The following is a 23,173-nucleotide window of genomic DNA, read 5'->3' on the forward strand; positions in this document are numbered from 1 at the left end:
ATGGGATCCTTCTCTGCCCCCATCGAGATTCGTGGGTTGACGAAGACGTTCAAGGCGGCGCGCGCGGTCAACGACCTGAGCTTCGACGTTCAGGCGGGCTCGATCACCGGGTTTCTCGGTCCGAACGGTTCGGGCAAGACGACCACGTTGCGGATGCTCCTCGGACTGGTGTCACCGACGTCGGGATCGGCCACGATCAACGGCACCCCGATGCGTTTGCTGCCCAACCCGGCTCGGACCGTCGGCGCAGTACTCGACGTCGGCAGTCTCCATCCGAAACGAACGGCCCTCGGACACCTCGAGATCTACGCGGCCGCTATCGGCATGCCGACTCAGCGCGCGGCGCAGGTGCTGGACATGGTCGGTCTGAGATCGGTCGGAGCCCACAAGACCGGCACCTTCTCGCTCGGGATGCGCCAACGCCTGATCCTTGCCACCGCGATGCTCGGTGATCCCGAGATCCTCGTGCTCGACGAACCCGCGAACGGACTCGACCCCGAGGGCATGGCGTGGCTTCGTCAGTTCCTGCAGACCTTCGCCGGTTCCGGCCGAACGGTTCTGATCTCGAGTCACGCGCTTCGTGAAGTGGAAGCGACCGTCGACAGCGTGGTCATCGTCAGCGCCGGCTCACTCGTCTACCAAGGGACCATGGACGAACTTCGCCGCTCGCAGCGCAGTCGACTGCTCGTCTCGTGTTCCAACCCAGCGCTCCTCGCCACGGCATTGGCCGCTCGCGGAATCATCGACGCCCAGATCACCCAGGACGGACGGCTCGCCGTGGGCGGCACCGACACGTCGGTACTGCCACCGGTGGCATCCGCCGCCGGAGTCACGATCTTCGGTGTCGCAACCGAAGGCGCAGATCTCGAGCAACTGTTCCTGGCCATGACAACGCCGCAATATGCCGTCCCCCAGGTCGGATACCACCGCCCACCCGGTCCCGGTTCCGGACCGGGCTATTACGGCCCTGCCGCATACGGACCTTCCGGAGGACACCGATGACCACGCTCGTGCGCGCGGAGACACTCAAAGTTCTCACCCTGCGCTACTGGTGGGCACTGGCCATCGCACCGGTCGTCGTGGCCGTGCTGATTGCTGCCTCGACTCGGACGTTCGTCGAAGTCGTGGCCGATTCGGCTGACACCACCTTCGACGTCGATGTCGTGTCCACCGGCGTCAGCCTCGGTGTCTCCAACACGCTTGTCCTGGTGTTCGCGGCTGTCTTCGGAGCACTCACCGCCGGATCCGAATTCGGCTACAAAACTCTCACCACGACGTTCCTCACAGCTCGCGGCCGTGACGGAGTTCTCGGCGCAAAACTTGCCGTCGTCGCGGTATTCGCCGTCGGCTACGCATTGGCGGTCGAAGTAGTCAGCATCGGCGCGATGTTGCTCTTCGGCCGGGACTTCAGCTTCACCACCGATCTCTTCGCCATCTGCGCCGCAGGCATTCTGGCGTGCGCTCTGTGGGCACTGCTCGGCGCCGGGGTGGCACTGCTCACCGGTTCGTCGATGGCCGGTGCCCTCTCGATCATCCTGTGGTTCGTCTTCGGTGAATGGATCGTCCGCGCAGTGCTGCTCGCGATGGATCTCGGTGGGATCGGGGCCGCGCTACCGGTGTCGGCCACGATCGGCACGATAGTCAATGCGGCCCCGTCGATCGACGTCGACGCGTTTGCGTCCTGGCCGAGCGGCCCGATGATGCTGGCAGCTTGGGTGGTTCTGTTCTGCGGGCTCGGTTGGCTGCGGACCAGGACCCGCGACATCACCTGAAAAGGCTGTCTGGGGCCGGGTCTACCGTGGATCTCGATGAACACGATCAACACGGACAGTCCGGTAGCTGGAGAGGTCGATCGAGCTCCGGGCTGGATCCGCCGCTTGGCGCACGCATGCTGGTTGCACCGAAGAGTTGCCATCGGCGCGCTTCTGGTGACCGTCATCGCTTCGGCGATCGACATCTCGTTTCCTCTTCTGACCCGCTATGCGCTCGACGCCGCAAGCCAGGAGAACCCAGGCAAGGTGATCGGGTTCGTCGCGCTGGCGATCGCGCTGCTCGCGGTCGTCCGCTTCGCGTGCCAGTACGGCCGACGGATGCTTGCCGGCCGACTCTCGCTCGATGTTCAACACGACTTGCGGCTCGCCTTGCTCGGCTCGCTGCAACGCCTCGACGGACGAGGGCAGGATCAGATCCGCACAGGCCAGGTGGTATCCCGGTCCATCACCGATTTACAACTCGTCCAGGGTTTGCTCGCGATGGTGCCGATGTCCGCGGGTGCGCTCCTGCAATTCGTGCTCGCGATCGGCATCATGGCGTGGCTCTCGCCGCTGTTGACTCTCGTGGCTGTCGCCGTCATCCCCGCAGTAGGGCTGGTGGTGTTCCTGATGCGACCGATGCTTTTCGCCGCAACATGGTCCGCGCAGCAGCGGGCCGCCGACCTCGCCCAACACGTCGAGGAAACCGTCACCGGCGTTCGCGTCGTCAAGGGATTCGGGCAGGAACAACGAGCCGTCGACCAACTCGAAAAGCACAGCCGCACGCTGTATTCGGAGCGCCTTCGCGCCGCGTGGTTGAACGCGAAATTCGCGCCGACCATGGCCGCCTTGCCCCAGCTGGGGCAGGTGGGAGTGATCGCCCTCGGCGGGTATCTCGCACTGCACGACAAGATCACCGTGGGAACGTTTCTCGCGTTCGCCACCTACATCGTGACGATGACCGGCGTCACCCGAACTCTGTCGTCGGTCATCGTCATGGCGCAGCTTGCGCGCGCCGCTGTCGAGCGTGTCTACGACGTCATCAACGCTCAGCCGGACATCGCCGATCCAGACCATCCGGTGGACCTGCCCGACGGTCCGCTCGGAGTCACCTTCGACGACGTGGCATTCGGATTCGACACCGAACGCGACGTCCTGACCGGGCTGAACCTCCGCATAGAACCGGGCGAGACCGTCGCCGTCGTGGGGCCGGCCGCGTCGGGCAAGACCGCGTTGTCCTTGCTTCTCCCCCGGTTCTACGCCCCGACTTCGGGTGTAGTGACCGTCGATACCGCGGGCGAGACGTTCCCCATCGGCGAACTGCGCACAGAACAGCTTCGTGCCGCCGTCAGCCTGGTCTTCGACGAACCTTTCCTGTTCTCGGACACCATCGCCGCCAACATCGCACTGGGGCGCGAGGACGCCTCCGACGAGGACATCCGCGCCGCAGCTGCATTGGCACAGGCAGACACCTTCATCGAGGCACTCCCGGACGGATACGACACCGTTGTCGGTGAACGAGGTCTGACGCTGTCGGGCGGCCAGCGTCAGCGCATCGCGCTTGCCCGAGCCCTCCTCGTCGACCCGCGGATTTTGGTCCTCGACGACGCCACCTCCGCGGTCGATGCGGCAACCGAGGCTGCGATCTTCGACGCGTTCCGGGCCAGACGACGGCAAACCACGCTGATCCTCGCGCACCGGCGATCCACCTTGACGCTGGCAGATCGCGTCGCGGTTCTCGACGGCGGACGGATCATCGACTCCGGAACCGTGGACGAACTGGAAGCGCGATGTCCGCTCTTTCGCGCCCTGTTCTCCTCGCTGCCGGAACTACCGGCCGAACTCGACGACGTCGACTCCGATGCTTTCGGACGTGACCGCAGCGAGCCGACAACCGAGCAGTTGTGGCCGCAGGCACCGGAATCCGAAGCCGACAGCACAGCCGCTACGACGCAGGGTGCGGGCGGACCGATGGCCGGAGCGCTCAGCGGAATCGCGGTGACTCCGTCTCTGCGGGCAGCAGTCGACGCTCTCCCACCCGCACGCGAAGACCCCGGAATTGCTCCTGAGAGCCTGCGCGAATCGAATCCACAGTTCTCACTCCGACAGATCTTGAGGCCGGTCCGCTGGGTTCTACTGGCGGTTGTCGTGTGCCTTGCCCTGGACTCCGCCGCGGCGATCGCATTTCCCTCCCTCGTCAGATATGCGATCGACCACGGAGTCGTGACCGCAGACAGCACCACACTCTGGATCGCGACGGCGTTCGGCGCGCTCCTGGTCGCCGCAGACTGGGTCATCGTGGCGGTCATGACGGTGCTCACGGCCCGAGCCGGTGAACGCGTGCTGTTCGGGCTCCGCGTCCGCAGCTATGCACACTTGCAGCGCCTGGGTCTGGACTACTACGAACGGGAATTGTCCGGCCGCATCATGACGCGTATGACCACCGACGTCGACGCGCTCTCGTCGTTCATCCAAACCGGTATGTCGACGGCGATCGTGAGCGTCCTGACCGTCGGCGGAATTTCGATCGCCCTCCTGGCGACCGACGTGACGCTCGGCCTGGTGGCGCTGGCCGTCATCCCACCGCTCGTGGTCGCGACCGTGGTCTTCCGCAAGATCTCCTCGGTTGCCTACAGCCAGTCCCGCGAACGGATCTCGCTCGTCAATGCCGACTTCCAGGAGAACATCGCCGGTCTGCGAGCAGCTCAGGCCTATCGCCGCGAAGAAGGTGCGGCGCGTAGGTTCGCAGAACGCTCCGAGAGCTACCGCCGATCGCGGATGCGGTCGCAGCGAGCCATTTCGATCTACTTCCCTTTCATTTCGTTCCTGTCCGACCTCGCGTTGGCCGCGGTCGTGTTCGTCGGTGCGCACCAGATCGCCAACGGATCGACTTCGCCCGGCGTACTGATCGCTTTCGTGCTCTACCTCGGTCTGCTGTTCGGACCGATTCAGCAACTCTCACAAGTGTTCGATGGTTACCAACAGGCAAACGTCGGATTGCAACGAATCGGCGACCTGCTGCGCACTCGCAGTTCGATCGAGACTGCCGACAGCGAGGATTTGATCGCGATCTCCGGACGACTCGACGGCGCCGTCCATCTCGACGGGGTCGGGTTCCGGTACTCGGGTGCGGACGTCGACGCCCTCTCCGATTTCGATCTGCAAATCCCGCCGGGCACGACCGTCGCTCTGGTCGGCCGAACCGGTGCCGGGAAGTCGACGGTCGTGAAGTTGCTCGCCCGCTTCTACGACCCGACGTCCGGGTCGGTCGACGTGGACGGAACCGACATCCGGAACTTCCACCTCTCGCAGTACCGACGTCGCCTCGGCGTGGTCCCACAAGAAGCCCATCTGTTCACCGGCACGGTCGCCGACAACATCGCGTACGGCAGGCCGTCGGCGTCGCACGCGGAGATCGAGGAAGCGGCGCGTTCCGTCGGCGCACTGAATTCGATAGCCGACATGCGTGGAGGCATGAATCATCCCGTCGGCGAGCGCGGTCAGGGGCTCTCGGCGGGACAACGCGAACTGATCGCATTGGCCCGTGCCGAACTGGTCGACCCGGACCTTCTGCTCCTCGACGAGGCGACCGCGACGCTCGATCCCGCGACCGAACGAATGGTGCTCGAAGCAAGTCGGTCGGTCACCCGGAAACGGACTTCCGTCGTCGTAGCTCACCGCCTCGCGACAGCTGCCCGAGCGGACCTCGTTGTCGTAGTTGACCGGGGACGTATCGTTGAATACGGCCCGCACGATGTTCTGCGGTATGCCGGTGGTCACTACTCGGGACTCTGGGATGCATCGCAGGCGCGTGAGGGGAATAATCTGACGTCGAGAACTGTCATCGAAGGCAACCCCGTCGCGTGACAGTCGGCACGGATTTGTACCGCCGAGAGGTAGTGCGCGATCGCAAGATCACGGACTTCCGTGAGACAGCTCACAAATTGTGTGCCGCACAATTGCTCGTCACACGCTCGGGCTAATCTCATGTATATAGGCGCTCTGATCGGGTACCGAAATAGAAACGAGGCGAACACCTGCCGTGAGCAGCAGTTCTACATCCCAATTCGGACAGAACCAGTGGCTGGTTGACGAGATGTACCAACGCTTCCAGGACGATCCGTCGTCCGTGGATCCCAGTTGGCACGAATTCTTGACCGATTACTCGCCGGACTCGGCGAACACGGGAGGTGGAAACGGGACTGCCTCGAACGGCAACGCGGCTGCACCCGCCGCTGTTGTAGCTCCGCCTGCTGCTCCCAAGGCCACGCCTCCCGCCCCCAAGACCGCACCTCCTGCGCCGGCTGCCAAGGCTGCCGCTCCGGCCCCCGCGAAGACGGCAGCGCCCGCCGCCAAGGCCGCCCCGGCCCAGCCCGCAGCAGCCAAGCCCGCGGCCGCTACTGCGAAGCCCGCCCCTGCCGGCGGAGCCGAGGAAACCAAGGTTCTCCGCGGCGCCGCAGCCGCAGTCGTCAAGAACATGTCGCTCTCGCTCGAGATCCCGACTGCAACCAGCGTGCGTGCCATCCCCGCGAAGCTGATGTTCGACAACCGCATCGTCATCAACAACCACCTCGCGCGTACCCGCGGCGGCAAGATCTCGTTCACCCACCTCTTGGGTTACGCGATCGTCCAGGCAGTCAACGCGTTCCCCAACATGAACCGGCACTTCGCCGAAATCGACGGCAAGCCGAACGCGGTCACGCCCGAGCACACCAATCTCGGACTCGCGATCGACCTTCCCGGAAAGGACGGCAACCGCTCACTGGTAGTTGCCGCCATCCGGAACACCGAGTCGATGAACTTCGTCCAGTTCCACGCGGCATACGAGGACATCGTCCGACGCGCCCGTGAAGGCAAGCTCACCGGCGAAGACTTCACCGGCGTCACCATTTCGCTGACCAACCCGGGCGGTATCGGCACGGTTCACTCCGTTCCTCGCCTGATGAAGGGCCAGGGCGCCATCATCGGTGCCGGCGCGATGGAATACCCCGCCGAGTTCCAGGGCGCCAGCGACGAGAAGCTGGCCGAGATGGGCGTCGGCAAGTTGATGACTCTCACCTCGACCTACGATCACCGCATCATCCAGGGTGCCGAGTCGGGCGATTTCCTGCGCACGATCCACAACCTGCTGATCAGCGACGAGTTCTACGACGAGATCTTCCACGCGCTCGGCAACCCGTACGAGCCGGTGCGGTGGCGCAAGGACGTGCCGGAAGGCGCTGTCGACAAGAACACCCGCGTTCTCGAACTGATCGCTGCATACCGTGACCGCGGCCACCTCATGGCCGACACGGACCCGTTGCAGTTCGTCAAGGACAAGTTCCACAGCCACCCCGACCTCGACGTCATCAGCCACGGCCTGACGCTGTGGGATCTGGACCGTGAGTTCAAGGTCGGCGGCTTCCACGGTCAAGAGAAGATGAAGCTGCGCGACGTGTTGAGCGTGCTGCGCGACGCGTACTGCCGCCACGTCGGCGTCGAGTACACGCACATCCTCGAGACGGATCAGCGTCAGTGGATCCAGGACCGCGTCGAGGGCCATCACGCCAAGCCTTCGGTCGCTCAGCAGAAGTACATCCTGAGCAAGCTCAACGCCGCCGAGGCCTTCGAGACGTTCCTGCAGACCAAGTACGTCGGCCAGAAGCGCTTCTCGCTCGAAGGCGCCGAAGCCGTCATCCCGATGATGGACGCCGTGATCGACCAGGCCGCCGAGCACCAGCTCGACGAGGTCGTCATCGGCATGCCGCACCGTGGCCGTCTCAACGTGCTTGCCAACATCGTCGGCAAGCCGTACTCCAAGATCTTCACGGAGTTCGAGGGCAACATGAACCCGGCAGCCGCTCACGGCTCCGGCGACGTGAAGTACCACTTGGGTGCCAGCGGAACGTACATCCAGATGTTCGGTGACAACGACATCGCTGTCTCCTTGACCGCAAACCCGTCGCACCTCGAGGCCGTCGACCCGGTTCTCGAAGGCCTGGTCCGCGCCAAGCAGGACATCCTCGACAAGGGTGAAGAAGGCTTCACCGTCCTGCCGCTCATGCTGCACGGTGACGCTGCATTCGCCGGTCAGGGCGTTGTCGCCGAGACGCTCAACCTCTCGCTGCTTCGCGGTTACCGCACCGGTGGCACCGTGCACATCGTCGTGAACAACCAGGTCGGCTTCACCACCGCTCCGGAACATTCACGCTCGTCCGAGTACTGCACCGACGTCGCGAAGATGATCGCCGCACCGGTCTTCCACGTCAACGGCGACGACCCCGAGGCTTGCGTCTGGGTTGCTCAGCTGGCCGTCGACTTCCGTGAGAAGTTCGGCAAGGACGTCGTCATCGACCTCATCTGCTACCGCCGTCGCGGTCACAACGAGGGCGACGACCCGTCGATGACCCAGCCGGCCATGTACGACGTCATCGACACCAAGCGCAGCGTTCGTAAGAGCTACACCGAGTCCCTCATCGGCCGCGGTGACATCTCGCTCAAGGAAGCCGAAGACGCACTTCGCGACTACCAGGGCCAGCTCGAGCGGGTCTTCAACGAGGTCCGTGAACTCGAGAAGTTCCAGCCCGAACCGTCCGAGTCCGTCGAACTCGACCAGACTCCCCCGGCTCGCCTGACCACGGCTGTCGCTCCCGAGGTCCTCGAGCGCATCGGAGACGCGTTCGTCAACGTCCCCGAGGGCTTCACCGTCCACCCGCGCGTCAAGCCGGTTGCCGAGAAGCGCCGCGAGATGGCCCGTGAGGGACATGTCGACTGGGCGTTCGCAGAATTGCTCGCGTTCGGCTCGTTGGCCGAGCAGGGTGCCTTGATCCGACTCGCGGGTCAGGACTCCAAGCGTGGAACGTTCACGCAGCGTCACTCGGTCCTCATCGACCGCAAGACCGGCAACGAGTACAGCCCGATCGCCAAGATCGCTGCCGACGCCGAAAACGGCGGCAAGTTCATGGTTTACGACTCCGCACTCACCGAGTACGCGGGTCTGGGCTTCGAGTACGGCTACTCCGTCGGTAACCCCGACGCTCTGGTCCTGTGGGAAGCGCAGTTCGGTGACTTCGTCAACGGCGCGCAGACCATCATCGACGAGTTCATCTCTTCGGGTGAGGCCAAGTGGGGTCAGCTCTCCGACGTCGTGCTGCTCCTGCCGCACGGTCACGAAGGTCAGGGTCCGGACCACACCTCCGGCCGCATCGAGCGTTTCCTTCAGCTGTGTGCAGAAGGCTCGATGACCGTTGCGGTTCCGTCGACTCCGGCCAGCTACTTCCACCTGCTGCGTCGCCATCACCTCGACGGCATCCGCCGTCCGCTGGTGGTCTTCACGCCCAAGTCGATGCTGCGTAACAAGGCTGCCGTCAGCAACGTCGAGGACTTCACGACGGGCAAGTTCCGTTCGGTCTTCGAGGAGCCGGCATACGAGAGCGGCGAAAGCGCACGCGAATCGGTCAAGCGGGTTCTGCTGGTCAGCGGCAAGCTGTACTGGGAACTCCTGGCGAAGAAGCACAAGGACGAGCGTGACGACATCGCCATCGTGCGCATGGAGCAGCTCTACCCCGTGCCGAAGCGTCGCCTCAAGGAGACCCTGGACCGTTACCCGAATGCGGATCAGTTCCGTTGGGTCCAGGAAGAGCCCGCAAACCAGGGTGCGTGGCCGTTCCTCGGGCTGGCTCTGCCGGACCTTCTGCCGGAGACCTTGACCGGTATCAAGCGCATCTCGCGTCGTCCGATGTCCGCTCCCTCTTCGGGATCGAGCAAGGTCCACGCGGTGGAGCAGCAGGAGATCTTGGACGAGGCGTTCCTGCCGACCAACTGATCTCAGTAATTTGACAAGGGCCGGGCCCCACATTCCGCAAGGAGTGTGGGGCCCGGCCTTTCTGCGTTCACGTCAATTCGATTGCAGCAGACCCAGATCCGGCCCGGCATCGAAGCCGACGGCGGCCAGTGCCAACGCAGGTAACGACTGAACCGTCAGGTCGATCAGTTCCTCGCGGGTGATGGCGGGCGCTCGGAGCCAACTGATGGTGGCTTCCTCGACAAACGCGATCCAACCGCGAACGGCCAACTCCACCTGAGGTGTTCGAGTCAGGCCGATCTTGGGGAGCTGATCGAGGGTTCTCTTGGCCATGATGTCGCGAGTCTGCTCGAACACCTCACGCATCTGCGGATCCCCGCTGGCGGTCCCCCGGAGCAGCGAGACGTAGGTATTGCGGTTCTCGGTCACGTAGTCGACGTACGACGCCAGCACCGAGCGGAGGGTGAGCATCGGATCGTCCGACTCGCTCGGCTCGGTGCGCTGGAGCATCTGTTCACTGCTGTGTCGGACGATCGCCAGATGGAACTCGCTTTTCGACGCGAAGTAGTGGAACAGAAGCCCCCGCGAGACACCAGCCTGATCGGCGATGTCCTCGACGGAAATCTGTTCGAGCGGCCGTTCGGCCAGCATCCGCGCCCCGAGGTCGATGAGTTGCGCTCGGCGTTGCGCAGGGTCGAGCCGCGTTCGCTTTACTGCGTCCATGCCCAATAGACTACTGAATATTCGTCAATAAGCTATTGACCGTGACTCAATAAAGGCATATCGTTCCCTACATGAGTCTTCCAGTTACAGATACCTCAGCACCTGCCGCGGATACTCGCCACGTCGGCACACTGATCATCGGCAGTGGTTTCGCCGGTCTCGGTGCGGCGATCAAACTGGCACAGGCCGGCATCACGGACTACGTCGTTCTCGAGCGCGGCAACGACGTCGGCGGAACCTGGCGTGACAACAGCTACCCGGGCGCCGCGTGTGACGTGCCGTCGCATTTGTACTCGTACTCTTTTGCACTCAATCCGGAGTGGACGCGCTCCTTCTCCACTCAGCCCGAGATCTACAAGTACATCCAGTCGGTGGCCAACCGCCACAAGGTGCTCGACAAGCACATCTTCGACTGCGATGTTCTCTCCGCACGCTGGGACGAGGCGTCTGCTCGGTGGCACGTCAGCACCAACAAGGGCGAATTCGTCGCAAAGATCGTCGTCTCGGCCGTCGGCGCACTGTGTGAGCCTTCACTTCCGGACATCAAGGGCATCGACGGCTTCAAGGGCGAGATCTTCCACTCCTCGCGTTGGAACCACGACGCCGATCTGACCGGCAAGCGCGTGGCCGTCATCGGAACCGGCGCCTCCGCCATCCAGATCGTGCCCGCCATCGGCAAAAAGGTCGCACATCTCGACGTGTACCAGCGCACCGCGCCGTGGATCCTGCCCCGCGCAGACCGCGAGTACACCAAGATCGAGCACCTCGCGTTCAAGTACCTCCCCGGCTTCCAGAAGCTGTGCCGCACCGGCATCTACTGGATGCGCGAGACGCAGGTCGTCGGCCTGGCCAAGGCGCCGGTCTTCATGAAGCCGCTGCAGTTCGCCGCCGAGCGTCACCTGAAGGCCCAGATCAAGGACAAGGACCTCCGTAAGAAGGTCATGCCCAACTTCCAGATCGGCTGCAAGCGCATGCTGATCTCGAACAACTACTTCCCCACCCTCGCCCAGGACAATGTCGACCTGGTGACCGAAGGCATCGAGGAGGTCACCGCCAACGGGATCGTCTCGAAGACTGGCACCACGCGTGAGATCGATGCCATCGTCGTGGCGACCGGATTCCACGTCACCGACTCCCCCACCTTCGCGGGAATCTTCGGCAAGGACGGACGCTCGCTCGCCGAGGTCTTCGAAGAGACCGGCATGCAGGGATACAAGGGCGCGGCAGTTGCCAACTTCCCCAACATGTTCTTCCTCGTCGGACCCAACACCGGCCTCGGACATTCGTCGATGGTCTTCATGATCGAGTCGCAGATCAACTACCTGGTCGACGCGATCGCCACCATCGACAAGTACGACATCGGCACCATCGAGGTGCGCAAGGACAAGCAGGACAAGTACAACAAGGACCTGCAGGCAGCTATGTCCAAGAGCGTGTGGAACAACGGCGGTTGCGCCAGCTGGTACATGGACAAGCACGGAAACAACACCACCCTGTGGCCTGGCTTCACCTTCCAGTTCCGCAATGCCACCAAGCATTTCGACCTCGCGGCATACCGCAGCGTCGCCACCTCGGATCTCGGCGCCGTCGGCACCGCGACCACTTCACAGATCGACCTCGACGACGAGAAGGCAGTAGCACAATGAGTGATTTTGCAGGCAAGGTCGTAGTCATCACCGGAGCGGGATCGGGCATCGGTCGCGCACTCGCACTGAACCTGGCCGGCCAGGGCGCCAAGTTGGCAATCTCCGACGTGGACACCATCGGGCTCGCCGAGACAACGCGTCTGGTGGAAGCCATCGGCGCCGAGGTGAAGTCGGACCATCTCGACGTCACCCAGCGCGAAGCGGTTCTCGAGTACGCCGACGCGGTTGTCGCCCATTTCGGCAAGGTCAACCAGATCTACAACAACGCCGGAATCGCCTACCACGGCACTTTCGAGAAGTCCGAATTCAAGGACTTCGAACGTGTCATGGACGTCGACTTCTGGGGAGTTGTCAACGGCACCAAGGCATTCCTCCCCCACGTCATCGCATCCGGCGACGGGCACATCGTGAACGTGTCGAGCCTCTTCGGTCTGCTGTCGATGCCGGGTCAGAGCGCCTACAACTCGGCCAAGTTCGCCGTTCGCGGTTTCACCGAGTCGCTTCGCCAGGAAATGCTGATAGCCAAGCACCCGGTGAAGGTCACCTGTGTGCACCCGGGCGGAATCAAGACGGCCATCGCACGCAACGCCACCGCAGGCCCGGGTGAAGATCTTGCGGTCTTCTCCGAGTTCTTCGACCGCAAGCTCGCGCGCACCACACCGGAGGACGCCGCCAAGACGATCGTCAACGGTGTTCGCAAGAGCAAGCCGCGAGTTCTCATCGGGATGGACGCAATCGCACTCGACGCCTGGGTTCGCCTCGTAGGATCGGGCTACCAGCGCATCGTCGCGATCGTCGCCGGCCGAATGATGCCCAAGTCCAGCTGAGTTCGTTTCACAGCGCAGTTCGTTTCACAGCGCAGTTCGCATATAGAGTCAGGAGCCCTGCCGGTGAGCACGTTCACCCTTCCGCTGCCCGTGGTCGCATTCTTGTTGAAGCCGTACTTCCGTCTGGCTTTCAACTCGCGGCTGCCGTATCGGATTCAACGTCTGTTGCTCGAGGCCGGGGCACCGCTACAGCAGGTTCCAGCGGGCGCCGTCGTGCGCCCGCTGGAGCTGGCTTGCCGACCGGCAGAGAAGATCACCGTCGGCGCAACCGAGCGCCCCACCGCAGTTCTCTACCTGCATGGCGGCGCGTACACGCTGGGTTCGCTGTCCACACACCGTTCTCTCGCAGCTCATCTCGCCCGTGAGTCGTCCAGTGCGGTCTTCACCTTGGACTACCGTCTCGCGCCGGAGAATCCGTATCCCGCCGCTCTCGACGACGCGGTCTCGGCCTTCATGCAGTTGGTCACCGAGTTCGACTATTCGGAAGACCGCGTTGCCATCGCCGGCGATTCGGCCGGTGGCGGCCTGGCCGCGGCGACCGCTATTCGTCTGATCGAGCGTCACGGCGTGACCCCCGGCGCGCTTGCACTGATCTCACCGTGGGTCGATCCCGGCGATCGGGGTGCCACCAAAAAGGCCGACCTGGTGGTCAACACAGCGTGGTCCTTCGACGCCGCCGACGCCTACCTTGCCGGAGGCGACCGTACTGATCCCGGCTACGCACCGATGCACGGCAAGCTCGACGGGTTGCCACCCACCAGGATTCACGTCGGTTCCGAGGAAGTCCTTTACCCGCAGATCATGACGTTCACCGACAAGCTCTCCGCTGCCGGCGTCGACGTGTCCCTGGTGGAGTACGCGCGACTGTGGCACGTGGCTCACGCACAGGCGTCACTGGTGAAGGAAGCAGCAGACGCCGTTTCCGACCTCGGCCAGTTCATCGCATCGAAACTGATTCGTGCCAAGGATGATTCGAGTTCAGCAGTGGGCTCGAACAGTCACTGACGGGTGGCCCACTCCGTCCATGTCACTGACGGGTGGCCCACTCCGTCCATGTCACTGACGGGTGGCCCACTCCGTCCATGTCACTGACGGGTGTCCCACCAGGTGCGGGCGACTTCCGAGGCTGACGCCTTGCCGGTCCGCACCTGCTCGATCATTGCGGCGAGATCGGTGGTGGACAGTTCACCGGCAACGACGCTGAGCGCCTTGACAGCCGAATCTCCCAGTGCGCCCGCTCGAAAGAGCGGAACGACATTCTGCGCAGCCAGAACGTGATTCGAATCAGCGAGCACTGTGACGGCATCGGATTGTGCCAACGCCGACAGCGTCGTGGTTCCGAATACTTGTGCACCGGGTACGTCTGCCGGCGTTGCCTGATCGACACCGGCGAAGACACAATCGGCGCCCTCGGCCAACTGTTCCACTGCCCCGTCCTCGACGAATCTCGCGGAGACGAGCGGCGTCGCCGCGGCACACGAAGGAGCAAAGGCTTCTATCGTCTTCGCTCCCAACGACTGTGCGTATCCGGTGTCGAGTGCGAGGACCGCACGATCTTCGGCCATCGCATAGTCGGAGACCGAAAGACCCTCCGGCAGAGAGCGACTCAAGGCTTCGAAGACGTCGTCGGCCTTGCGGGCCGGGGATGACGGGTCGTAGTGATCGAGCAGCGCGCCGGTGAACTCGGGCACCAAAGTGACTCGCGCTGCGTCCAGAGCCTCGAGTGATTGGTTTCGGCCACCACCCACCGATTCGACGCGAGCCGACAGGCCGGAGGAGGAGAGCACCGTCGAATACACCTCGGCCAACACCGAACTCTCCACCGATGCGTCAGCAGCCACCACGATCTGGTCACGAGACTCCGCTTCGGCACCCTCTACCACCGAATCACCGTTTGCGCATCCGCTGAGAATCGGCAGGACCATCAGTGCTGCAACAACAGTCGAATACTTCGTGCGTGTGCTCTTCACCGAAATCCTCACATCCAATCCCATGGATCGAAAACCGTGCCATGTCGGTACCTATCGTTACACTTGTCGGGCGATGCGCGGTAACCAGTCCTGACGCAGCCACTCGGTGGCGGCGCCGTCGAAGTCACTCGGGTGGCTTCGCCACAAGGGAATGGTTTCCGACGCCCGAAACACGGGACGCCCGAAAAACCGGAAGGACGCTCATGCGCACCTCACGATTTCGTTCCAACCGTTGGCTCGTAGCCGCGGCAACCGTTGTCTCTCTGACTGCACTGACAGCGTGCGGTAGCAGCGACGGTGACTCCAACAGCGATCCCAACGCGATCGTCGTCGGCTCCGCCAACTTCACCGAATCCGAGACGATCGCCAACATCTACGCCGAAGCACTGCGTGTCAACGGGTTCGATGTGTCCACGTCGTTCAACGTCGGCAGCCGCGAGGCGTACATTCCGGCACTCAAGGACGGGTCCATCAGTGTCATTCCGGATTACACGGGAAATCTCCTGCAGTACTTGGATCCCGACAGCACGGCCACCAGCTCCGCTGACGTCCTCGCTGCTCTTCCCGCAGCTCTCGGGTCGGAATTGGCAATTGCGACGCCTGCATCCGCCGAGGACAAGGACGCCGTCGTCGTCACGAAGGAAACCGCTGACAAGTGGAACCTGAAGACGATCGCCGATCTGGCTCCGCATTCCGCCGAGGTCAAGTTCGGTGCTCCGGCCGAGTTCCAGGAACGTCCAGCCGGATTGCCCGGTTTGAAGTCCAATTACGGCCTCGACATCTCGGCAGCCAACTTCGTTCCGATCGCCGACGGCGGCGGACCGGCAACCGTGAAGGCTCTCTCCTCCGGTGACATCACCGCGGCAAACATCTTCACGACGTCGGCCTCCATCCCGGAGAACAACTTCGTGGTTCTCGAAGACCCGAAGAACAATTTCCCGGCTCAGAACGTGGTGCCGGTGCTGCGCGCGTCGAAGTCTTCCGACAAGTTGAAGACAGTCCTCGATGCGGTGTCCGCCAAGCTCACCACCGAAGAGTTGTTGGCACTCAACGTCCAGGTGTCCGGCGACACCAAGACGGAGCCGGCAGCGGCGGCCAAGGCGTGGGTGACGGCGCAGGGCCTCGACAAGCCGGTCTCGTAGTCACGTGATCACTTTCGAGGGTGTCACCAAGCAGTATCCGGACGGCACCACCGCCGTCGACCGTCTCGATCTCACCATCGAGGCCGAGTCGTTCACGGTGTTCGTGGGGCCGTCCGGGTGCGGCAAGACGACGTCGATGCGCATGATCAACCGGATGATCACACCGACGTCGGGCAAGATCTTCGTCGACGGTCGTGACATCGCCCAGACCGACGCGGTGAAGCTGCGTCTCGGCATCGGGTACGTCATCCAGAACGCCGGCTTACTTCCGCATCGCACCGTGATCGACAACGTCGCAACGGTTCCGGTACTGCGCGGTGAGTCCCGCCGCGCAGCGCGCAAAGCCGCGTTGGGGGTACTCGAACGAGTCGGTCTGGACATCTCCCTTGCCACCCGCTATCCCGGGCAACTCTCGGGTGGGCAGCAGCAACGTGTGGGAGTTGCGCGTGCATTGGCGGCCGATCCGCCGATCCTGTTGATGGACGAGCCGTTCAGCGCCGTCGACCCCGTCGTGCGTGAGGATCTGCAGACCGAAATGCTCCGTCTGCAAAGCGAACTGAAGAAGACGATCGTCTTTGTCACCCACGACATCGACGAAGCAGTCAAACTCGGCGATCATATTGCCGTCTTCGGTCCCGGTGGGCGTCTTCAGCAGGTTGCGGCGCCTCGCGACGTGTTGGCCGCTCCGGCAACGGATTTTGTCGCCGGATTCGTCGGACGCGATCGCGGCTATCGGGGATTGTCGTTCCGCGCTGCCGACGAGGTTCCGTTGCACCCCATACGCACGGCCGTCGAGAACGAATTGAAGGCTCTACGTCTCGAATTGGGCGAATGGGTTCTCGTGGTCACGGACAACGGAAGTCCGCAGGGATGGATCGACGTGACCGGCGTCGAAGGCCTGCGCTCGGGACGAACCCTTGCTCAGTCGACGTCTGCCGGTGGTTCGCTGTTCTCCCCCGGCGGCGATCTCCGCCAAGCACTCGATGCGGCAATCTCGTCGCCTTCCGGTATTGGCGTTGCCGTCGACGGCGAGGGTTCGGTCATCGGCGGGATCCTCGGTTCCGAAGTCGTGGCGAAATTGGCAGATCAGCGTCGACGCGAGGACGAGGAACGCAACCGAGTCGCCTTCACCGAGGGATTCGGGTCGTAGCGGCATGCGCTGGCTCATCGACAATTTCTCGACGGTCGTGGATTACTCGAAGACCCATCTGTATCTGGCACTGCTTCCTTTGCTGATCGGTCTCCTGATTGCCGTTCCGGTCGGAACAGCGATCCGCAACGTCAGATGGCTGCGCCGAATCACGTTGACCCTGGCGAGCATTGCGTTCACGATTCCGTCGCTCGCGCTGTTCGTCACCATCCCCCAGTTGTTCGGACTCAAGACCCTTGATCCTCTCAACGTCGTGATCGCACTCAGCGTGTATGCGACGGCACTGCTCATCCGGGCAGTACCCGAAGCACTCGACTCGGTGCCGGACAACGTCATCGACGCCTCCACCGCCGTCGGTTTCACACCACTACGACGCGCTCTGACGGTCGAGTTGCCATTGGCGCTGCCGGTGATGATCGCGAACATCAGAGTTATTGCCGTTACCAATATTTCGCTGGTGTCAGTCGGATCTCTGATCGGAATCGGCGGGCTTGGAGTCCTGTTCAAACAAGGCTACGACCGCGACTATCCCGACCAGATCGTTGCGGGCATCATCGCGATCGTCGTGCTGGCACTGGCGCTCGATCTGATCCTGTATCTGATCGGCCGATTCCTGACCCCGTGGACCAGAACGTCGACCTCGTCGAAGGTTCCCGCCGTCCTGTCAGCCGAGGGGGAACCCGTATGAGCATCTTCACCGGGGCCTGGGACTTCATCGTCGATCCCGGAAATTGGAGCGGCGACACCGGAATCGGCACCCGCATCCTCCAGCACCTCTGGTACAGCGTTCTGGCCGTGGCACTTTCGGCTGTGATCGCGGTGCCCATCGGATTACTCATCGGCCATCTGCGTCGCGGTGAGATCGTGGTCGTCAGTCTGGTCAACGCACTGCGGTCACTGCCCACTCTCGGCCTGCTGACCTTCCTCGTTCTTCTCATGGGTCTGGGAGTGATGCCGCCGATTCTCGCCCTCGTCATTCTTGGTATTCCCCCACTACTCGCCGGCACGTACGCCGGAATCGCCAGCGTCGACCGCGGCGTCGTCGAGGCCGCACGGGCGATGGGTATGACCGAACTCCAAGTGCTCTTCCGCGTCGAGATACCCAATGCGCTGCCATTGATTCTCGGCGGACTGCGTAACGCGACACTGCAGGTGATCGCCACGGCAACGGTCGCCGCCTACGTCAACCTCGGCGGCCTCGGCCGGTACATCTTCGACGGTCTCGCGCTCTACAAGTACGACCGAGTGGTCGTCGGCGCAATTCTGGTCGCGGTTGTGGCTCTGGTCGTGGACGGCTTACTGGCGCTGGTGGTCTGGGCATCGGTTCCCGGGACCGGCAGGCTGCGCCGAACACCCGACCTCACTCATCTGTAGATCGGTACATACGAAAAGCCCCGATCGGAACCTTGTGTGCGGGTCCCGATCGGGGCTTTCGTAGTCCCTCTTAGCTGGTCACGCCCTCAGCATGCGCTGCGGCCGCGACGGCTTCCGCTACTGCGGGTGCCACGCGAGGGTCGAGTGGGCTGGGGACGATTTTGTCCGCCGCCAACTCGTCGCCGACCACCGACAGGATTGCCTCGGCGGCAGCGAGCTTCATACCTTCGGTGATGCGACGGGCGCCGGCGTCGAGCGCGCCCTTGAACACACCGGGGAAGGCGAGAACATTGTTGATCTGGTTCGGGAAATCACTACGGCCCGTCGCCACGATCGCCGCGTACTTCGACGCGGTTTCGGGGTGAATCTCCGGGTCTGGGTTGGAGAGCGCGAACACGATCGACTCGGGAGCCATCGAAGCGATGAGCTCCTCGGGGATCTTGCCCGCCGAGACACCGAGGAACACGTCGGCACCTTCGAGAGCCTCGATGGCGCCACCGTGCAGGTCGCGGGGATTGGTGCGGGCCGCGAGTTCTGCCTTCACGTCGTTGAGGTCGCTGCGCTCGCCCGAGATGATGCCCTTCGAGTCCAGCACGATGACGTCGCTGATTCCGGCGGCGAGCAGGATGTTCGCGCAGGCAACACCCGCAGCGCCGGCGCCGGAGATGACGACCTTGAGTGTGGTGATGTCGCGGCTCTGGACCTTCACGGCGCCCTTGAGTGCCGCGAGGACCACGATGGCGGTTCCGTGCTGATCGTCGTGCATGACGGGGCAGTCGAGAGCTTCGATAACGCGCTTCTCGATCTCGAAGCAACGCGGCGCCGAGATGTCCTCGAGGTTGACCGCGCCGAAGCTCGGACGCAGTCGGATGAGTGTCTCGACGATCTCGTCGGGATCCTTGGTGTCGAGAACCAGCGGAATGGAGTTCAGTCCGGCAAAGTTCTTGAACAGCGCCGACTTGCCCTCCATGACGGGCAGCGACGCGCGAGGGCCGATGTCGCCGAGTCCGAGAACCGCGGTGCCGTCGCTGACCACGACGACGAGTCGGTTGGTCCACGTGTATCGATCGGCGAGGGTTTCGTCTGCAGCGATGGCGCGGCTCACCTGAGCAACACCCGGCGTGTAGGCGATCGAGAGGGCACGCTGCGTGTCGAGCGGTGCTGTGGTCTCGACCGAGAGCTTGCCACCGACGTGAGCGGCAAAGATTTCTTCGTCGGTCAACTCGACCTTGGGTACGTTGATGGCTTCAGTCACGAGGGACACGATGACACTCCTGATTAGTCCAGCCTCAAGCGGGGCTGGGTTACTGGGAAGTAATCCTTCGGACCGCTGCGAAACCACGTTCACAACGGTCAGAGATCATTTCTTCCGCGAACGACTACTGAGAAGAAGAGCATTCGGCGTGCGCGAGAAAGTGGGCCGCAATACATCCGAAGCGTCATGGTGTGGGGCGGGTGAGCCCTGGCGTATCCATGCAATCTAGGTTTCGGGAGAAATTCTGACGAAACCTGCACTTCGGGGCCGGGCTGTGGCGCCGCCTCGAAGTAACTCCAGTTTGCCACCAGAGTCGGATCACAATCAAATCCTCCAAGCGGTCGGATTCCTCACCACACTCGAAACCGAACCGTCATCCCCACCGTGTCATTCCCCACCGTGTCATCCCCACCGTGTCATCCCCACCCAGTCATCCCCACCACTGCGTCACCAACAACAGCCCCGCCACCACGAGCACGACCACCGATCCGGCAACCGCCGCGATGCCCCGCCTGCGGTCGCACCAGATCTGCGCGGCGAGAGCAACCACCGAGGCCGCAATGTGCGCGGTGATCGACGTTGTTCCCGGACCCGGGAATCCGCGGTTGCCGCCCAGATATGCCGAACCGATGATCACGAGTGTCAAGACCACGATTCCGGCCGCCACGGTGCCGCTCAGGGCACGTAGAGCACGGACCAGCAGCCATTGACGACTGTCGGCGGGATAGTCGTCTTCGTACTGATAGTCCTGATAATCCTGGTACTGGTATTCGTCCTCGTACCTGTCGTTCCGGTCGTACCTGTCGTCGTATGTCATCTCTTACGCTCCCGCGACGAATCCGCGGACTGATTCCGCAATGAGTTGAACCGCGATGGCGGCGAGCAGAAGACCGGCGATGCGTGCCAGCAGACTGATGCCACCCTCGCCCAGTATCCGGATCAGTGCGGTCGAGAAGCGCAGGACCACGAACAGCACGAGGTGGATGGACAGAATCGCCAACGCGATGGCCAGATACGACGCCGCTTCACCGTCGGCCTGGGCGACAAAGACGATGACGGCTGCAATCGCACCGGGACCGGCCATCATCGGCGTTCCCAGAGGAACGAGTGCGACGTTGACGTCGTCGGCTCCCTGCGGACGGTTGGAGGCCTTGCCGGTCAGCAGTTCGAGTGCGATGAGAAGCAGGAGTAGTCCGCCGGCGCCCTGCAACGCCGGAATGCCGATGTGGAGGTAGTTGAGGATCGCCTGACCGCCGATGGCAAAGACCGAGATGACCGCCAGGGAGACGGCGGGGGCCTGCCATGCCGCTCGATTGCGATCTTCACGGCTTTTACGTCCGACGAGTGACAAGAACACCGGGATGACTCCGGGCGGGTCCATGATCACGAACAGCGTGATGAACACGGTGAGGTAGAGCGTGGTGTCGAGCATCAGCGCCCCAGTACCTCCACGCCGGTGGCAGCCGAGACGAGTTTGTCGAACTCGGCTTCGTCCGTGAGCTCGTCGCCGAGTCCGATCGTCTTGTTCTCGCCGTGGTAGTCAGAGGATCCGGTGACTGCCAAGCCGAGATCGACGGCCAGTCGGCGCAGGACGTCACGATCGTCGCTGCGATGGTCCGGGTGATCGACTTCGAGACCCCCGAGACCCAGCTCGGCCAGATCACGGATGTGGTCGAGCGCAAGCAATCCGCCGCGCGAACGCGCCCGTCCATGCGCAAGGACAGTTACTCCCCCGGCCGCTGCCACCAGTTCGACGGCGTACTCGAGCGGAGTGTCGTACTTGGGAACGTCGTATCGCCCTCGACTGGACAACAGGTCGGAGAAAGCCTCGCTGATGCTCGACACCACTCCCGCTCGCATCAGGGCCGCTGCGACGTGCGGGCGTCCGACGGACGGACCGGCGTCGGCGAGGATCTGATCGGGATCGACGGGCAGACCGTCACGCGCCATCATGGTCGTCATCACCCGGATACGTTCGACGCGTTCGGCGCGCAGTCGCTCACGTTCTTTTGCGAATTCGGGGTGCGTCGGATCGAACAGGTACGCAAGCAGATGTACAGCGACCGGCCAACCACGCTCACCTCGACCTTCGCACGACATCTCCATCCCACGAACCAGGCTGACGCCGGCCGGCAAGGCCTGCGCCGCCTCGGCCCAGCCCGAAGTCGTGTCGTGATCGGTGATGGCGACGACGTCGAGTCCGGCGTCGGCTGCGGCGCGCATGAGGGCAGCCGGGGTGTCGGTGCCGTCCGATGCGTTGGAGTGGGTGTGAAGGTCTATTCGCACTGTTCCAGTGTGTCAGCAATCGGCAACTTCATCGCGCTCCGGTGGGCGAGCCGGAAGCTGACGTACGATTACGCCGCAGCGGCAGCGCAATTCGATCAGGTGTCGCTGTAGTGCCGTTCCCCTGCCGTTCCACTGCACTACAGACCGAGAAGGAGCGAGCGTGCCAACCATGCCGTCACTGCCGAATTGGTCGAACGGCAAATCGACGCAAGCGGATGCGCCCAAGATCCCCGTTCCTGCTGCCCGCGCGATCGTAGACTGCGCGGTCTACGTGGACGGCGTGCGGTTGCCGGGCAAGTACACGCACCGCGCTGCGTTGGCCGAGGTTCGTAGTCGCGACAACGCGTTCGTCTGGGTGGGCATGCACGCTCCCGACGAAGGTCAGATGCAAGATGTCGCAGCAACTTTCGGACTCCACGAGCTGATGGTCGAGGATGCCGTCCATGCACACGAGCGCCCGAAACTCGAACGCTACGACGACGTCATGTTCCTGGTGCTGCGCACGGTCGTCTACGTACCGCACGAGTCCGTCGCGACGGCGAGCGAGATCGTCGAAACCGGCGAGATCATGGTGTTCGTCGGCCCCGACTTCGTGGTGACCGTCCGGCACGGGGATCACTCCGAACTGGCAAGCGTGCGCAAGTCACTCGAGCAGAACCCCGAGCGCCTCACCATGGGCCCGTTCGCGGTGTTGCACGCGATCACCGACCACGTCGTCGACAGCTATCTCTCCGTCATCCAACTCGTCGAACAGGACGTCGACAGCATGGAAGAGTTGGTGTTCAACCCGCGGAACACCGTTGCCGTCGAGCACATCTACCTGCTCAAACGTGAAATCGTCGAACTACGACGCTCGGTAACTCCACTCGGATTGCCACTGCTCCAGCTGACCCAGCCCGCGGGCGGCCTCGTCCCGAAGGAGATCCGGCGATACTTCCGTGACGTACGAGATCACCACACGATCGTGGCCGAACGTATCTCGGAATACGACGAGGTGTTGAGTTCGCTGGTCGACGCCGCACTCGCGAAGATCGCGGTGCAGCAGAACACCGACATGCGCAAGATCTCCGCGTGGGTCGCGATCGCCGCCGTGCCGACCGGCGTTGCCGGCATCTACGGGATGAACTTCGAGAACATGCCGGAACTCGGTTACAAGTACGGCTACCAGTCCATCCTGTTCCTCATCGCCTCGGTGTGTGTCGGCTTGTTCTTTCTCTTCCGCCGCAACAACTGGCTGTGAACCACTCACGCTGACTCCCTGTACTT

18 protein-coding genes are annotated in these 23,173 nt (G+C 63.2%); 12 read left to right on the forward strand and 6 right to left on the reverse strand.

The annotated features are described in order from the left end of the window. The 4 genes from ACYP01_RS29020 to ACYP01_RS29035 all read left to right on the forward strand — a co-directional run bounded on the left by ACYP01_RS29020 (position 1) and on the right by ACYP01_RS29035 (position 9,555). Complete coding sequence (locus ACYP01_RS29020) at positions 1-1,002, forward strand: ABC transporter ATP-binding protein (protein ID WP_030536929.1); 1,002 nt, start codon at positions 1-3, stop codon at positions 1,000-1,002. Continuing rightward, on the forward strand, positions 999-1,772 hold the full coding sequence (locus ACYP01_RS29025) for an ABC transporter permease (RefSeq protein ID WP_058037435.1): 774 nt from the start codon (positions 999-1,001) through the stop codon (positions 1,770-1,772). The genes ACYP01_RS29020 and ACYP01_RS29025 overlap by 4 nt, the downstream gene beginning before the upstream one ends. Positions 1,773-1,808: 36 nt before the next feature. After that, positions 1,809-5,618: an ABC transporter ATP-binding protein gene (locus ACYP01_RS29030; RefSeq protein ID WP_459683507.1), complete on the forward strand. Its 3,810-nt coding sequence runs from the start codon at positions 1,809-1,811 to the stop codon at positions 5,616-5,618. Between the two features lie 175 nt (positions 5,619-5,793). Next, complete coding sequence (locus ACYP01_RS29035; RefSeq protein WP_037126710.1) at positions 5,794-9,555, forward strand: multifunctional oxoglutarate decarboxylase/oxoglutarate dehydrogenase thiamine pyrophosphate-binding subunit/dihydrolipoyllysine-residue succinyltransferase subunit; 3,762 nt, start codon at positions 5,794-5,796, stop codon at positions 9,553-9,555. A 72-nt stretch (positions 9,556-9,627) separates the two neighbouring features. Here the strand turns inward: ACYP01_RS29035 and ACYP01_RS29040 are convergent, their stop codons facing one another. After that, positions 9,628-10,257 carry a TetR/AcrR family transcriptional regulator gene (locus ACYP01_RS29040; RefSeq protein WP_007736130.1) on the reverse strand — a complete coding sequence of 210 codons (630 nt, stop codon included), beginning with the start codon at positions 10,255-10,257 and terminating at the stop codon, positions 9,628-9,630. Positions 10,258-10,328: 71 nt separating this feature from the next. On the opposite strand from ACYP01_RS29040, the gene ACYP01_RS29045 reads away from it, so the two are divergent. From ACYP01_RS29045 to ACYP01_RS29055, 3 genes are all read left to right on the forward strand, one after another. Continuing rightward, positions 10,329-11,903, forward strand: a complete 1,575-nt coding sequence (locus ACYP01_RS29045; RefSeq protein WP_054826381.1) for a flavin-containing monooxygenase — start codon at positions 10,329-10,331, stop codon at positions 11,901-11,903. Further along, a complete protein-coding gene (locus ACYP01_RS29050) occupies positions 11,900-12,730 on the forward strand; it encodes an SDR family NAD(P)-dependent oxidoreductase (protein ID WP_007736128.1) in 831 nt (276 codons plus the stop codon). The genes ACYP01_RS29045 and ACYP01_RS29050 overlap by 4 nt, the downstream gene beginning before the upstream one ends. Positions 12,731-12,793: 63 nt before the next feature. Continuing rightward, complete coding sequence (locus tag ACYP01_RS29055) at positions 12,794-13,735, forward strand: alpha/beta hydrolase fold domain-containing protein (protein WP_007736126.1); 942 nt, start codon at positions 12,794-12,796, stop codon at positions 13,733-13,735. An 80-nt stretch (positions 13,736-13,815) separates the two neighbouring features. Here ACYP01_RS29055 and ACYP01_RS29060 read toward each other — a convergent pair whose 3' ends face one another. Then, on the reverse strand, positions 13,816-14,700 hold the full coding sequence (locus tag ACYP01_RS29060) for an ABC transporter substrate-binding protein (RefSeq protein ID WP_116058296.1): 885 nt from the start codon (positions 14,698-14,700) through the stop codon (positions 13,816-13,818). Between the two features lie 203 nt (positions 14,701-14,903). Here ACYP01_RS29060 and ACYP01_RS29065 point away from each other — a divergent pair, with 203 nt between their 5' ends. Genes ACYP01_RS29065 through ACYP01_RS29080 form a run of 4 tightly spaced genes read left to right on the forward strand, consistent with a single transcriptional unit; the run spans position 14,904 to position 18,366 of the window. Continuing rightward, positions 14,904-15,842, forward strand: coding sequence for an ABC transporter substrate-binding protein (locus ACYP01_RS29065; protein WP_003945094.1), 939 nt, complete (start codon positions 14,904-14,906; stop codon positions 15,840-15,842). A 4-nt stretch (positions 15,843-15,846) separates the two neighbouring features. After that, on the forward strand, positions 15,847-16,992 hold the full coding sequence (locus ACYP01_RS29070; RefSeq protein WP_459683512.1) for an ABC transporter ATP-binding protein: 1,146 nt from the start codon (positions 15,847-15,849) through the stop codon (positions 16,990-16,992). A 4-nt stretch (positions 16,993-16,996) separates the two neighbouring features. Beyond that, a complete protein-coding gene (locus ACYP01_RS29075; RefSeq protein WP_007736121.1) occupies positions 16,997-17,680 on the forward strand; it encodes an ABC transporter permease in 684 nt (227 codons plus the stop codon). After that, the gene (locus tag ACYP01_RS29080; RefSeq protein WP_195790695.1) at positions 17,677-18,366 is read left to right on the forward strand and encodes an ABC transporter permease; all 690 of its coding nucleotides are present in this window, start codon (positions 17,677-17,679) and stop codon (positions 18,364-18,366) included. Before ACYP01_RS29075 ends, ACYP01_RS29080 begins: the two co-directional genes overlap by 4 nt. A gap of 70 nt (positions 18,367-18,436) precedes the next feature. On the opposite strand, the gene ACYP01_RS29085 is transcribed toward ACYP01_RS29080, so the two are convergent. The 4 genes from ACYP01_RS29085 to ACYP01_RS29100 form a co-directional block, all read right to left on the reverse strand. After that, positions 18,437-19,630: an NAD(P)-dependent malic enzyme gene (locus tag ACYP01_RS29085; protein ID WP_003945072.1), complete on the reverse strand. Its 1,194-nt coding sequence runs from the start codon at positions 19,628-19,630 to the stop codon at positions 18,437-18,439. 421 nt (positions 19,631-20,051) lie between these two features. Continuing rightward, positions 20,052-20,438 carry a hypothetical protein gene (locus ACYP01_RS29090; protein ID WP_314673486.1) on the reverse strand — a complete coding sequence of 129 codons (387 nt, stop codon included), beginning with the start codon at positions 20,436-20,438 and terminating at the stop codon, positions 20,052-20,054. Between the two features lie 3 nt (positions 20,439-20,441). Further along, the gene (locus tag ACYP01_RS29095) at positions 20,442-21,056 is read right to left on the reverse strand and encodes a MarC family protein (RefSeq protein ID WP_164490628.1); all 615 of its coding nucleotides are present in this window, start codon (positions 21,054-21,056) and stop codon (positions 20,442-20,444) included. After that, positions 21,053-21,907 carry a PHP domain-containing protein gene (locus ACYP01_RS29100; RefSeq protein WP_007736119.1) on the reverse strand — a complete coding sequence of 285 codons (855 nt, stop codon included), beginning with the start codon at positions 21,905-21,907 and terminating at the stop codon, positions 21,053-21,055. The genes ACYP01_RS29095 and ACYP01_RS29100 overlap by 4 nt, the downstream gene beginning before the upstream one ends. 169 nt (positions 21,908-22,076) lie before the next feature. Between ACYP01_RS29100 and ACYP01_RS29105 the strand changes: the two genes are divergently transcribed. Continuing rightward, positions 22,077-23,147 carry a magnesium and cobalt transport protein CorA gene (locus ACYP01_RS29105; RefSeq protein ID WP_007736118.1) on the forward strand — a complete coding sequence of 357 codons (1,071 nt, stop codon included), beginning with the start codon at positions 22,077-22,079 and terminating at the stop codon, positions 23,145-23,147. Positions 23,148-23,173 lie beyond the last annotated feature (26 nt).

Source organism: Rhodococcus sp. no. 34, from assembly GCF_054589475.1.